Annotated in this window: 12 protein-coding genes; 7 read left to right on the top strand and 5 right to left on the bottom strand. The window is 43.5% G+C overall.

Annotated elements, in window-relative coordinates:
* Positions 1–155 precede the first annotated feature (155 nt).
* Positions 156–623: a hypothetical protein gene (locus RMX98_RS08310; protein ID WP_322679905.1), complete on the bottom strand. Its 468-nt coding sequence runs from the start codon at positions 621–623 to the stop codon at positions 156–158.
* Between the two features lie 363 nt (positions 624–986).
* Between RMX98_RS08310 and RMX98_RS08305 the strand changes: the two genes are divergently transcribed.
* Complete coding sequence (locus RMX98_RS08305; RefSeq protein WP_322679904.1) at positions 987–3803, top strand: pitrilysin family protein; 2817 nt, start codon at positions 987–989, stop codon at positions 3801–3803.
* 108 nt (positions 3804–3911) lie between these two features.
* On the opposite strand, the gene RMX98_RS08300 is transcribed toward RMX98_RS08305, so the two are convergent.
* On the bottom strand, positions 3912–4928 hold the full coding sequence (locus RMX98_RS08300; protein WP_322679903.1) for a sulfate/molybdate ABC transporter ATP-binding protein: 1017 nt from the start codon (positions 4926–4928) through the stop codon (positions 3912–3914).
* 94 nt (positions 4929–5022) lie between these two features.
* On the bottom strand, positions 5023–5559 hold the full coding sequence (yidD, locus tag RMX98_RS08295; protein WP_322679921.1) for a membrane protein insertion efficiency factor YidD: 537 nt from the start codon (positions 5557–5559) through the stop codon (positions 5023–5025).
* A gap of 180 nt (positions 5560–5739) precedes the next feature.
* Here yidD and chlP point away from each other — a divergent pair, with 180 nt between their 5' ends.
* Entirely contained in the window at positions 5740–6960 is a 1221-nt protein-coding gene (gene chlP / locus RMX98_RS08290; protein WP_322679902.1) for a geranylgeranyl reductase, read from the top strand.
* A gap of 138 nt (positions 6961–7098) precedes the next feature.
* Here chlP and RMX98_RS08285 read toward each other — a convergent pair whose 3' ends face one another.
* Entirely contained in the window at positions 7099–7323 is a 225-nt protein-coding gene (locus RMX98_RS08285; protein WP_322679901.1) for a hypothetical protein, read from the bottom strand.
* A gap of 215 nt (positions 7324–7538) precedes the next feature.
* On the opposite strand from RMX98_RS08285, the gene RMX98_RS08280 reads away from it, so the two are divergent.
* From RMX98_RS08280 to RMX98_RS08265, 4 genes are all read left to right on the top strand, one after another.
* Positions 7539–8627 (top strand): ATP-binding protein, encoded by a 1089-nt coding sequence (locus RMX98_RS08280; protein ID WP_322679900.1) that lies wholly within the window; start codon positions 7539–7541, stop codon positions 8625–8627.
* 2 nt (positions 8628–8629) lie between these two features.
* On the top strand, positions 8630–8851 hold the full coding sequence (locus tag RMX98_RS08275) for a hypothetical protein (protein ID WP_322679899.1): 222 nt from the start codon (positions 8630–8632) through the stop codon (positions 8849–8851).
* Positions 8848–9240, top strand: a complete 393-nt coding sequence (locus RMX98_RS08270) for a type II toxin-antitoxin system VapC family toxin (protein WP_322679898.1) — start codon at positions 8848–8850, stop codon at positions 9238–9240. The genes RMX98_RS08275 and RMX98_RS08270 overlap by 4 nt, the downstream gene beginning before the upstream one ends.
* A 278-nt stretch (positions 9241–9518) precedes the next feature.
* Positions 9519–11780 carry an AAA family ATPase gene (locus RMX98_RS08265; protein WP_409881324.1) on the top strand — a complete coding sequence of 754 codons (2262 nt, stop codon included), beginning with the start codon at positions 9519–9521 and terminating at the stop codon, positions 11778–11780.
* Between the two features lie 32 nt (positions 11781–11812).
* Here RMX98_RS08265 and RMX98_RS08260 read toward each other — a convergent pair whose 3' ends face one another.
* Positions 11813–12127, bottom strand: coding sequence for a hypothetical protein (locus tag RMX98_RS08260; protein ID WP_322679896.1), 315 nt, complete (start codon positions 12125–12127; stop codon positions 11813–11815).
* Positions 12128–12492: 365 nt separating this feature from the next.
* Here RMX98_RS08260 and RMX98_RS08255 point away from each other — a divergent pair, with 365 nt between their 5' ends.
* Positions 12493–13575: a class I fructose-bisphosphate aldolase gene (locus RMX98_RS08255; RefSeq protein ID WP_322679895.1), complete on the top strand. Its 1083-nt coding sequence runs from the start codon at positions 12493–12495 to the stop codon at positions 13573–13575.
* Positions 13576–13606: the final 31 nt, after the last annotated feature.

Below are 13606 nucleotides of genomic sequence, written 5' to 3'. Positions count from 1 at the left end.
TACTTTCATGCTAAAAAATATTTCATAAATGACGCGATATTGACTTTGATAGAGGGTTAAGCGGTGAGGCTGAAGGTAAGCAAATATTTACCTTCAGCCTCACCGCTTTTTACGATCTAAGCAAGAAATTTCATATTTTTATTCTTCTTATCTAGTTAAAACGCAACAGCTTGGGCAATACCAGTCAAATGGATTGTCGTATAGGTTTGTCTTTGCCCCTGGTTGAATTTAGGAATCACAGAAAAGAGATTTGTTGTTCTGATTCCCTTAGTTTCAACTGGCACTGAGTTGCTTTTTCCAAGGTTTATACGGGGTAAGATCAAGGTAAACACGGTATTGTCAGTATCTACTGTTTTACGGATAGTTACAGTTACTAGTGTACCAATTTCTGTTTCTACACTACGTATCTGCTTATCACCTTCAAAGTTTAATATCTGTTGCTGATCTTTATAGGTTAAACGAGGCTTACCATCAATACTTGTCGTTGAGTAAGTAATGCTGATATTCTTCCCTCGAAATTGGTACAAGTTTGGTACTGCTTCTGAGGCTTTAGCTGATAATACAGGTATTGCTGTTAACAGGATACCTAATGTGAACGAGCCAATTAAGTTTCTTGTTTCCATGTCTCAAAAAGTTATTGTTAGTTTGGTAGAGATACCTGTTTTAATCGCATAACAACAGGTATAAAACCAATTTTAAAAGGTAATTTCCTGAAAAGCGTGTTAAATGCAACACATTGTAAAGGTTGTTAATATACTTACAATAATTTTTGATATTCTGTAAAATTTTTATCCAAAAACCTCATTTTCCTCAATATATTTAACGACATAAATCCAGTTACCATCTCAATAAATCAGACAAGTTGCTTGAGCGACTTATTAAAAGTAGGCAAACTGACGCCACAGTGTACTAGCAACTTGAGTTAGATTTAGATTTTGAAATACCCTTTGGGGTTTTATTTTAAAATTGGAAATTTTGTATTGCTTATGAAACGGCGATCATACATGATCATAGGATTTTTCCTCAGTCTTCTCCTAACTATCGTGCCAATGTCTGGCCATTTCACCAATGCTGCAACACCAACAGCAGTCACACCTGTCTCTGCTGTCTCATTCACCAAAGGAGTACAAAAAACGGTATTGGACAACGGCTTAACCGTGCTAACCAAAGAAGTTCATACTGCTCCAGTGGTGAGTGTGCAAGTTTGGTATAAAGTTGGTTCACGCAATGAGGTTAAAGGAGAGAATGGTATTTCTCACCAGCTAGAACATTTGATGTTCAAAGGTACAAATGACCGTCCAGTACAATTTGGACGGTTGTTTAGTGCCTTGGGTAGCCAGTTCAATGCTTTTACTAGTTATGACGAAACGGCTTACTTTGGCACAGTGCAGCGAGACAAATTGGAAGCACTGCTGACGCTAGAAGCCGATCGCATGGAAAACTCCTTAATTGGGCCTGAACAACTCACAAGTGAAAAGCGGGTAGTAATTTCCGAGTTACAGGGGTACGAAAATTCACCAGGTTATCGCCTGGATCGAGCAGTAATGCGAGCTGCTTTCCCCAATCGAGCCTATGGCTTATCGGTAGGAGGTACAAAAGCCGATGTAGAAAAATTCACGGTGGAGCAGGTGCGGAATTATTACCAAACCTACTACAGCCCAGAAAATGCCACGTTGGTAATTACCGGAGATTTTGCCACAGAACCTACACTTAAAGTTGTCCGAGAAACTTTTGGCAAGTTATCGCAACGAGCAAAAAAGGATACGGTACTCGATAATGCCAGGAGAGCAATTGATAATTCCTCCACATCTTCTTCACTCGCCGACGCTTCCCCATCTACCCCTGCTGCTAAAAAAGCACCGATTGTCCTCAAACAACCTGGAAGTGCAGCCCTATTGCAAGCAGTGTATCCTCTGCCAGATATCAAACATCCTGATGTCCCAGCAATTGATTTGATGGATGCTATTCTCACAGGTGGACGTAGTTCTCGGCTTTATCAGGCTTTGGTAGAATCTGGACTTGCGAGTTCAGTGAGTGGCGGTGCTGCCGAACTGATCGAACCAGGTTGGTATGAAATTGATGCTACGGCGGCTCCCGGTCAAGAGTTGGGGAAAATTGCCCAGGTACTCCAGGAATCTTTAACAAAGTTGCAACAGCAGCCTGTCACCTCAGAAGAGTTGAACCGGGCCAAGACGCAACTGCAAGCTTCGTATATTTTGGGGAATCAAGATATCACTAGTCAAGCTAATCAACTGGGGTATAACCAAACGATCGCAGGGGATTATCGTTTTATTGAAAAATATCTGGCTGCGATCGCGAAAGTGACTCCTGCTCAAGTCCAAAAAGCAGCGAAAACTTACCTCAATCCCGCTCAACAAACCATCGGCTTCTTTGAGCCAACTCAACCAGATGGTAAACCTGGAGCTTCTAGTGCTGGCTCTAGTCGCACGGTGGAAAATTTCAGCCCTGGTAAGCCAGTAGATCCAGCAGAACTGGCGAAATATTTGCCACCTGCCACATCAGCGACAGATTCAGCCAAACAATCACTACCAGAAGAGTTTACTTTAAAGAATGGTTTGAAGGTTTTGCTCTTGGGCGATCGCAACCTTCCCACGATTAACCTGAGTGGACAAATTGACGCTGGTAGTGAATTTGACGGCAATCAAAAAGCTGGATTAGCAAATCTGACTGCAAACAACTTAATGAATGGGACACAGACTAAAGATGCTCTAACCCTAGCAAAAACCTTAGAAGATCGGGGAGCCGGTTTGAGCTTCAGTGCTAGCCGCGAGGGAACTAACGTTAGCGGTCAGGGACTTTCGGCCAATCTACCAATATTGATTCAAACTTTGGCAGATGTGTTAGAAAACGCCACTTTCCCAGCCGAACAATTAGAACTGAGTCGCCAACGCGCACTGACAAGTTTGAAAGTCCAGCTAGATGACCCTAGAGGTTTAGGAAGACAAGTATTCCAGCAGGCAATTTACCCTGAAAATCATCCGTTCCATAGCTTTCCCACAGCTGAGAGTTTAAAAAGCATTACTCGTGATGATTTGCTTGCCTTTTACAAGACACACTACCGACCGGATACCACGACGATCGCAATAGTTGGAGACTTCGATCCAGTTAAAGTAAAAGCTTTGCTGAATCAGGTGTTTGGGAAATGGGAAGCTACAGGTAAGCCACCTGTTCTCAAAATACCGACCGTACAACTACCGCAAACTTTGACACGTGTAAACAAAATAATTCCCGGTAAATCTGAGGCTGTTACTTACATTGGCTACAGTGGCATCTCTCGGAAAGACCCACGTTATTATGCGGCACTAGTGCTAAATCAAATTTTGGGTGGTGATACCTTAGCCAGCCGCCTGGGTACAGAAGTGCGCGATCGCCAAGGTCTAACTTATGGTATATACAGTGGTTTTGCCGCCGGGATCAATCCTGGCCCGTTCTTGATTCAAATGCAAACTGCTCCTGGAGATGCCCAAAAAGCGATCGCCAGTACTCTCGCTTTACTCAAACAGTTGCGCGAACAAGGAGTGACTGAGGCTGAATTAAACACGGCAAAACGCTCAATTACAAATAGCTACCCCGTGGATTTAGCTAATCCCAGCGATGTATCTAGCATCATTTTAGATAATGCCGTCTTGGGGCTTTCACGAGCAGAAATCCGAGAGTTTCCTCGGCGGATTCAAGCAGTTACTATGGCTAATATACAACAAGCAATTGAAGATTTAATTAAGCCAGAAAATCTGGTGATTGTCACTGCTGGGCCTGGAGACAGTGTAACCAAAGGCGGCTAATTATCTCTGATAAATTGGAAAAATCGCAATAAAAAGATCCCCGATTTCTCTAATAAATCGGGGATTCTCATTATTCAAGAATGATTTAGTTCCTATCTTCTACCTGCTTCAAATTGAATAAGACACTGGAAAGGACTTCGCATCCTTTGGCTTCACATACACTCGCTGTTGCGGTTCTAACTCTAAATCATTAAAGCGATCGCGTGTTAAATGCGCCATCACTACTTGCCCGTCATCGAAAGTTAATTCCACCTGAATTTCCCAACCCAAATGTATCAATCGGCTTACTGTCGCAGCCGTAGTCGTACCGTTAGCAACCTTTTCAAAAATTACATCTTGCGGACGCAAAAATACTTGTGGGTGTGGCGTATCAAACCCGCTACTTTGAAAAATCTTTGAGGTGCTAGGTAACACATTCACCGGGCCAATGAAGCTCATGACAAATGCGGTGGCAGGATTATCGTAAATTTCAGATGGTGTCCCTACCTGTTCCACACGTCCTTTATTCATCACCACAACCTCATCGGAGACTTCCATTGCTTCCTCTTGGTCGTGGGTGACGAAAACTGTGGTAACATGAACCTCATCATGGAGGCGGCGTAACCATGCCCGTAAATCTTTGCGAACTTTAGCATCTAGTGCGCCAAAGGGTTCATCTAGCAATAAAACTTCCGGTTCTACTGCCAAAGCCCTGGCTAAAGCTACCCGTTGTCTTTGACCGCCAGAAAGTTGTGATGGATAGCGATCGCCTAGTCCAGTCAATTGCACTAATTCGAGTAACTGTTCTACCCGCCCCTTAATCTTCTTTGGTTGTGCCTTACGAATTTCTAAGCCAAAGGCAATATTTTGCTTGACAGTCAGATGCTTGAATAAGGCATAGTGCTGAAACACAAACCCAATATTTCGCTCTTGCACGCTTTGGTATGTAGCGTCCTTACCGGTAAGCAGGATTTTGCCACTATCGGGCATTTCTAAACCTGAAATTAACCGTAGTAGCGTAGATTTACCCGATCCTGATGGCCCAAGCAACGCAACTAGCGAACCACTTTGAATTTCCAGGCTGACCTCATCAACTGCCTTGAAACTCCCGAATTGTTTAGAGACGTTCTCAACTACTATGCCCACTGCTGCTATACCTCTGCAACTAAATCTACAGCTCCTTGGTAGGATTACTGTGTCTTACATATACCATACATAGTTATTTTTGGATGAACAAGATTTAGCTACCACAACTGCCGCAATCGAGGAAGCTACAATCAGCACCACTGCAATCTAGGGAACTGCAATCAGCAGCACCACAATCTAGGGAACCACAATCAGGAGTCATGCTAACCATCTCGGCACAATTGCAGCCCAAATCGGCACAATCAAAACAGTTAGTATTGTCGCTACTAATAAATGAGGATTTTTGAGCAACTTTACCGGATGCTTGTTGTCGTTGCTGCGTTTCTGCTTCTTCCTCTGGAAATTCTTTTGAGTTCTCGGTTTGCGTAGACGCGTAGCGGCTTGCCGCAAGGCATCGCAAAATTTGGTTAGCTTGCTTACAAGCTTGAAATCTTTCACGGGAATTAACAAAAGCTGCTTTTAACCCTTCCTTGGCAACTACCCGCTTGATGTATTGCGAGCAAGATTCGCCGCCATATAGTATTCTGTGGGCACAAGCAAAACCTTTGTGTGGAGAAATATGTTTTTGATATCCAGTAATTGCGGTGGTAGTAACTTGTCTAGTAAAAGAATCGAACAAGGAAATCTGCATATTGGGGACTGGAGAATGGGGACTAGGTAGGCAATATTCTTTATTCTTCCCAATGCCCAATTCGTATCGAAACATTAAGGAATATTGCATTTGTGCAGAAACCTGAAGGAAAAGCGCCAAATCACCAGAAAGACCGTGGTAGTATGCTCTCGGTAAATGTGAAGATTGGGAGAAAGACCTTTGACACTACGGGTTGCTGTTATTGGGTCAGGCCCTGCTGGTTCATCTGCCGCAGAAACACTGGCAGCCTCTGGGATTGAAACCTACCTGTTTGAGCGGAAGCTAGACAATGCAAAGCCTTGTGGGGGTGCAATTCCTCTATGTATGGTGAGTGAATTTGACTTACCACCAGAGATTATCGATCGCCGGGTACGGAAGATGAAAATGATTTCGCCTTCCAATCGCGAGGTTGATATCAATCTGATAAATGAAGATGAATATATAGGAATGTGCCGCCGGGAAGTGCTGGATGGCTTTTTGCGCGATCGCGCCGCAAAACTAGGCGCAAATTTAATTAATGCCACTGTTCATAAACTCGATATACCAGGAAACAATACCGACCCCTATACCATCCATTACATTGACCACACAGATGGTATATCACAGGGTATTGCCAAAACTCTGAAGGTGGATGTAATTATTGGGGCAGATGGGGCTAATTCTCGCGTTGCTAAAGAAATGGACGCTGGGGATTATAATTATGCGATCGCTTTCCAAGAGCGAATTCGCTTACCCGAAGACAAAATGGCCTACTATAACGACCTTGCCGAAATGTATGTCGGTGATGACGTTTCTACTGACTTCTACGCTTGGGTTTTCCCCAAATATGACCACGTAGCGGTTGGCACTGGGACGATGCACATCAATAAAGCCAGCATCAAACAGTTACAAGCTGGTATCCGCGCTCGTGCATCCGAGAAGCTAGCTGGCGGTAAAATCATCAAAGTCGAAGCCCACCCAATTCCCGAACATCCCCGTCCCCGTCGTGTTGTCGGTCGCATCGCTTTGGTGGGAGATGCTGCTGGTTATGTTACCAAGTCTTCTGGTGAAGGTATTTATTTTGCCGCTAAATCTGGGCGTATGTGTGCCGAAACCATTGTAGAAACATCCAACAGTGGTAGCCGGATTCCTACAGAAGGCGACCTCAAGGTTTACCTGAAGCGTTGGGATAAAAGATACGGACTCACCTACAAGGTGTTGGACATTCTGCAAACCGTGTTTTATCGTTCCGACGCTACCCGCGAGGCGTTTGTAGAAATGTGCGATGACCTTGATGTACAACGGCTAACATTCGATAGCTATCTGTATAAGACGGTTGTCCCAGCTAATCCCATCACCCAACTGAAAATTACTGCCAAAACCATTGGTAGCCTAATTCGGGGTAATGCTCTTGCACCTTAATTGAGTGCAAAGGACTGGGAATTGCAACAAATAAATGACCTAATTTTGTGGGGTGGACATCCTGCACGCTTATTAATCAGGGCGGGCGAGACGTTCACCCCACAACATATATCAATATTTTGGACAGAATTAAGCAGTTTAATGTTCAGAACTTGTGCTTTCTTGCTTTTGGACAATATTTTTTATTGGTTTGCATTGCCTTTTGTCAATATCTGACTTAATAATGAGTCCGTTAGTATTAAGCCCTATTTCAACTTGGTATTGACCATTCACCATATTAATCGCGGCGTAAGTTACTGTACCAAACATCATTACTCCGCAAAGTGATAAAGTAATTTGCAAAACCCTCAATTCTCGTTTCATTTTTCAACCCCTCAATCTCTTATATTCCCATTACAACTTGCCGCTAGTTGGGAAAGAAGTTGAGAAATAGTCACCGATTAGACGAGTTGTTAGTTGATTATCGGTTAAGTTCAAGATGATTATAATTTCTAGAGTGCAACACGTTATCGCTAAACAGCTTTGCTATTTAGCCAGTATAAAAACCTGATATACTCACAGCAGTTTCTCGATGAGGAATGATGGCGCGATCGCTCCGAGTAGCCCCAGAGTATATTGAAAAAATAAAATCAGCACCTCAGCGCAATGGCTATCCCAGCCAGCAATCTTTGGCTAGTGATGTCGGGTTTTCTCTTTCCACAGTCAAAAACTTTCTCAACGGCAAATCTATTGACTATCTGAATTTTGTAGAACTTAGCAGTAAGTTGGGTTTCAAATGGCAAGACATTGCTTACAAAGAACTTGAGCCAACTAACGGCGAAGCATCACCCTTCATCACTGGCGCACCCATCACCCAACCATGTTACTTTTTTGGACGCGAAAAAGAATTAAAACGCCTCTTCAACTTACTCAAACGCCATCCCCTGCAAAACTCCGCCATTATTGGTAAAAAGCGCAGTGGTAAAACATCCCTGCTGCACTATCTCAAAAATATCACCACCACCCCAGCAGAACAGCTGCGTTCTGCTCAAAAATCTGACTGGCTAACACATCCAGAAAATTATTGTTGGATTTTTGTAGACTTACAAGACGCACGAATGCAAAGCCGAGAAGGATTGCTAAAGTACATCCTAGAATCACTGAAGATGCAAGTGCCGACACCTTGCGATTTAGATCGTTTCATGCAGGTAGTCAGCGATAATTTGCATTTTCCCACAGTCATCTTATTGGATGAGATTAGCGTTGGATTGCAACGCTGTCCAGAATTAGATGATGGCTTTTGGGAATGTTTGCGGTCTTTGGCGACTAACCACACAGGGGGGAATCTAGCATTTGTCTTAGCTACCCCCGAATCACCGATTGAAATGGCGCGAAACACAGGACACAGTTCACCCTTTTTCAATATTTTCGGCTACACCGCATATCTGGGAGCATTAACTGAGATAGAAGCGCGAGAATTGATAGCGAGTTCGCCCATTCCCTTTACTGATGAAGATGTTGAGTGGATTTTGACACAAAGTTACTGCTGGCCACTGTTGTTACAAATTCTGTGTAGGGAAAGATTATTTAACTTAGAAGAAGGGGAGAATGATGATAATTGGCGTGAGGAAGGTTTACGACAAATGAAATCATTTACTCATTTATTAGATTCAGAACTAGCAGAGTAACCATGAAAGCACACCGAATTGAAACAAAGTTAACTAAAAACGGAACCTTGATTCTTGAGGATTTACCGTTTCAGGCTGGCGAAGCCGTTGAAATTATCATTATAGAAAGTCACACTCATCCTCAAGAAGCGAATTTGTATCCTTTGCGTGGCAAACAACCGTACCGTTATGACGATCCTTTTGAACCTGCTGTGCCTTTGGAAGATTGGGAAGCCTTGCAATGATTATACTGGATACCCATATATGGGTTTGGTGGGTTCAAGGTGATGCAAGACTGACCAAACAACATCAGAACTGGCTGCAACAATATGAATCCCAAGGATTAGGAATCAGCATAATGTCTTGTTGGGAAGTTGCCAAATTGGTAGAGATTGGCAAGCTAACTCTACCGTCTCCAGTTGAGGAGTGGTTAACAGAAGCTTTAGCTTATCCAGGAGTGCAACTACTCGAACTGACAATTCCAATTATTGTTGAATCAACCAAACTCACAGGTTTTCACCGAGATCCATTTGACCAAGTTATTGTAGCCACTACCAGAATTTACGATTGCCCGTTACTAACTGTTGACGCCAAAATTCTGGCATATCCTGGGGTGCAAACTCTCAAAAAGTGAAAGAAAAGTTAGCGTTGCTGAATTAACCTATGAATTGTTCTTTGCGTCTTTGCATAAAGTTCTTTAATATCCTGATTCAGCAAAGCCGAGTATTAAATAGGAGTGTGCGATGTGCAACTTATTCTTGAAACCCCTCTCCAAACCTCTCCCCGTTGGCGTCAGCCTGTCGTCAGACAAGCGGGGAGAGGCTTTAAGTCTTGCTCCCCTTCTCTTGTAGGGAAGGGGCTGGGGGTTAGGTTTGAGAGAAAGCTATACACCGCGCTAGGAGTGCAAAAACGTTGACTTCACCACAACTACCCCCCAACGCCTACACCGATGCACCCCAGCAGCACCCCAACTTAATACTCGGTAGCTTGCAACTACTTTTCTGGCTTTTTTTTCGCCCCTCAGCATGGCGTAACCATCTCAAGCGCATTGACCCTATTTTAGACACCGACTCCTCGCTGATTATCTTGTTGAGCCAAGGGCGATGGCGAAACCTTGCTCTGTGGCGGCTGTTCATCCAGGGATTCTTTATCTTACCTATCCTGCCTAACTTATTATTGGGCTTGGTGGTGTGGGCATTGGGTGAACCAATCGCAAATATAGCTTTTCGCGTAGCGTTCGGCGTGGCGGTAGGCGTGGCGGTAGGCGTGCTGTTGAGCGTGGTGGGAGGCGTGGGGGTAGGCGTGGGGGTAGCCGTGGAGGGAGGCGTAGCGTTCGACGTGGAGGTAGGCGTAGCGTTCGGCGTGGTGGTAGGCGTAGCGTTCGGCGTGGTGGGAGGCGTGGGGGTAGGCGTGGTGGGACGCGTGGTGCTGGTGCTAGGCGTGGTGCTAGGCTTGCCGGTAGTCTTCGTGGCAGGCGTGGGAGGCACTATCAATTCATGGCGGCCTGTTTTATCCTTTCCATTTCTCATTCTTTGGAATTCTTTGCTTTATAGATTAGACAAAGGGCGTAATGGTAAAAGCCCTTGTTTATTGCGCTTTCACTCCGCCTTTTGGGATGAGTGGCAGCGTTTATATCTGCCTGGTTTGGATAAACATCTCCTTTTTATAATCGAAAATAACCCAGTTGAAAGCGAAGCTGCTTTAGAATATCTCACTACCAGCCCCCAGCGCTGGGCGGCTCAAGCTGCACAAATTGAACTGGATGCACGCAGTTTACAAGGCTGTACCGATGTGGAAGCTATTCGTAACGCTCATCGCAGTCTGGTAATTGACGAACTAAGGAGTGAAGTTACCCCTCTACTAGAAATCTTTAGCGGTATCAGTGAAAATGTAGATGCTGCACTCAATCAAGCAAGCACTTATAACCAACGCTTACTCCTCAGAGATGTTGCAGATAAATTAAATCTACAGTTGCAGAATTTCGCTCGTAGCAGCGACAAATACACAGTCCGTTTCTATCCCATTATCAAAAGTTGGCGTGAGATAGTAACTAAGTATATAGATGAACTGGCTAAAATTACTGAATTGCGCCAAGAAATTGACTTGCCTTACATTACTGGGAATCCCATTACATTAGAGCAAGAAATTTTCACGGGACGCGATGACATCGGCTTACGCATTGAGCAACTACTGCGCGATCGCCGTCGCCCACCTCTGCTACTGTATGGTCAGCGACGCATGGGTAAAACTTCCCTGCTCAATAACATTGGAAAGTTACTACCTAGTAACATCATTCCCATGTTTGTGGACTTGCAAGGCGCACCTTCATCAGCTAATGACCATGCAGGTTTTCTCTACAATCTGGCTAGAGAGATGGAGAAGTCAGCGAAAAAGCAAGGTTTAACTCTGCCGTCCCTACCCCGCGAAATTTTAGAATCTGACCCCTTCACCTATTTTTATGAATGGCTAGATAAAGTAGAACTCGTTCTAGAACAAAATACTGTCTTACTAGCGTTAGATGAATTCGAGGTGCTAGACAACGCCATAGCCAAAGGTCGCTTTGATGAACAGGATGTTTTGGGTATGCTGCGTCACCTTATTCAACATCGTCCCCGATTCAAGGTTTTGCTGGCTGGCTCTCATACTATCGAAGAATATCAGCGCTGGGCTAGTTATCTAATTAATGTCCAAGTAGTTCATATCTCGTACCTCAAAGAAGCGGAAGCACGACAATTAATTGAACGTCCCGTCAAAGATTTTACTCTCCGCTATGAACCCAACGCCGTTGAGCGGGTGCTACAACTAACCCGTTGTCACCCATTTTTAGTACAACTACTCTGCGCGGAAATTATTGTCCTCAAAAACGAGCAAGACCCCTCTATCCGGCGATTGGCAACTTTAGCAGATGTGAAAGCAGCAATACCACAAGCTTTGAAAAGCGGTGGCTTTTTCTTTGCTGACATTCAAAACAACCAAGTAGACGCGACTGGACAAGCTATTCTACGTTTTATCGCCGCTCAAGGGGAAGGGACTATAGTTAGCCGCCAAACTCTGTTGCAACAGTTCGCCGATGCTGATATTACTTTCAACTTGCTGTTACAACGTGAGTTAATTGAGGAAGTTGACGACGGCTATAGTTTTCAGGTGGAGTTGATTCGCCGTTGGTTTATTTAAATAATGTCCGCTAATTTAACTGATGACAAATACTATTTATGCTGGCGTAATTGCTCTACTATATATTCTTCTAGTTCTTGTTTTTCTCTGTTACTGGCATTTCGTTGATAAGTTCTTCCGGTTTCTTGAATAAATCTACGTTTCTCGCTTGGTGAAGATTTGAGTTTACCTCCACTTGCTTGCAGCTTTTGCTGTAATTCTTCCCAAGTTTTTTCACCTACACTTTCACCTAGTTTGACCAGTGCTTTTGGTAGTAAAAATTTTGCCTCTCTTTGAAAATCTTCTTCTGTCTCAAGGGAAGCTAAATCTATATTGCTGAAGTCGATATCGATTTGAAACTTACTCATATAATTGTATTTATTTTGTTCAAAATTATTACCCAAATCGGAGAAAGATGGGTTTTAAATTTTCAGCTAGAAGCCGAAGATAGTATGATTGTACTGTTTGATGTTGGTAAATGAAGTTGAAAATATCAATTCCGAAAGTTGATTGAATACTTCCGGTAGTATAGCCCTACTTAATCATTCACAACAAGATTCCCGACTTCTTGAAACAAGTGGAAAATCTCAGCCTTTTGGTTTTCATTTATAAAAGAAGATTGCTATATATTCAAAAAGAATACACATAATTAATGACCGTACAACCAGGTTAGCAGTATTAAAAATGCTATCTTAAAAGCAGGGTCATTTGCTCAATTTTTGAGGATAATATCATGACTACAACGCTCAAAGAGGCTAATTCTATTGAATCACTTTTAGGTAAAGAGGCTGAAGACCTGCTTACCTACAAAGCAAAAGTTTCTCGTGATTTAATACATTTGCCGGGCCCAGACTTTGTAGATCGAATCTGGCTCAACAGCGATCGCAACCCTCAAGTATTGCGTAATATCCATCTACTTTACTCTACTGGTCGTCTGGCAAATACAGGTTATCTGTCGATTCTACCAGTAGACCAAGGGATTGAACATTCAGCTGGTGCGTCTTTTGCGCCCAATCCAATTTACTTTGACCCAGAAAATATTGTCAAGTTAGCGATCGCCGCAGATTGCAATGCTGTTGCTACCACTTTGGGAGTATTAGGAATTGTATCACGGAAATATGCCCACAAAATACCCTTTATTGCCAAAATCAATCACAATGAATTGCTGACTTACCCCAATCAATTTGACCAGGTATTGTTTGGTGATGTGGAGCAAGCTTGGAATTTAGGGGCCGCTGCTGTAGGTGCAACGATTTACTTTGGTTCAGAGCAGTCTACCAGGCAAATTCAGGAAATCAGCAAAGCTTTTAAACGCGCCCATGAATTAGGGATGGCAACAATTCTTTGGTGTTATCTGCGGAATAACGCTTTTAAACAAGATAAAGATTACCACCTTGCTGCTGACCTCACCGGGCAGGCGAATCATTTGGGTGTGACGATTGAAGCCGACATTATTAAACAAAAGTTACCAGAAAATAACAATGGTTACGGTGCAGTTGCTAAAGCCAGTGGTAAAAGTTACGGCAAAACTGATGAGCGGGTTTACACAGATTTGACAACCGATCACCCAATTGATTTAACTCGTTACCAAGTACTGAATTGCTATTCTGGGCGTGTAGGGCTGATTAACTCTGGTGGCGCGACTGGTAAAAATGACTTCGCAGAAGCAGTACGCACCGCCGTAATTAACAAACGTGCTGGTGGTTCAGGATTAATTTCTGGGCGAAAGACTTTCCAACGTCCTTTTGAGGAAGGTGTGAAGCTATTTCATACCATTCAAGATGTTTATTTATCGCCAGATGTGACGATCGCTTAGGGAGCAAGGAGTGGGGAGCAGGGGAGCAAGA

Origin of the sequence: Nostoc sp. DedQUE02 (assembly GCF_034531035.1) — a bacterium.
Taxonomy (GTDB): Bacteria; Cyanobacteriota; Cyanobacteriia; order Cyanobacteriales; family Nostocaceae; genus Nostoc.
The sequence above is the reverse complement of the archived record's forward strand: the minus strand, read 5'-3'. Positions and strand labels throughout refer to the sequence as shown.

Bases quoted from the DNA above. Each gene is read 5' to 3' on its own strand.
- RMX98_RS08310 (WP_322679905.1), bottom strand. From the start codon at position 623: ATGGAAACAAGAAACTTAATTGGCTCGTTCACATTAGGTATCCTGTTA.
- RMX98_RS08305 (WP_322679904.1), top strand. From the start codon at position 987: ATGAAACGGCGATCATACATGATCATAGGATTTTTCCTCAGTCTTCTC.
- yidD (WP_322679921.1), bottom strand. From the start codon at position 5,559: ATGCAGATTTCCTTGTTCGATTCTTTTACTAGACAAGTTACTACCACC.
- RMX98_RS08285 (WP_322679901.1), bottom strand. From the start codon at position 7,323: ATGAAACGAGAATTGAGGGTTTTGCAAATTACTTTATCACTTTGCGGA.
- RMX98_RS08280 (WP_322679900.1), top strand. From the start codon at position 7,539: ATGATGGCGCGATCGCTCCGAGTAGCCCCAGAGTATATTGAAAAAATA.
- RMX98_RS08275 (WP_322679899.1), top strand. From the start codon at position 8,630: ATGAAAGCACACCGAATTGAAACAAAGTTAACTAAAAACGGAACCTTG.
- RMX98_RS08270 (WP_322679898.1), top strand. From the start codon at position 8,848: ATGATTATACTGGATACCCATATATGGGTTTGGTGGGTTCAAGGTGAT.
- RMX98_RS08260 (WP_322679896.1), bottom strand. From the start codon at position 12,127: ATGAGTAAGTTTCAAATCGATATCGACTTCAGCAATATAGATTTAGCT.
- RMX98_RS08255 (WP_322679895.1), top strand. From the start codon at position 12,493: ATGACTACAACGCTCAAAGAGGCTAATTCTATTGAATCACTTTTAGGT.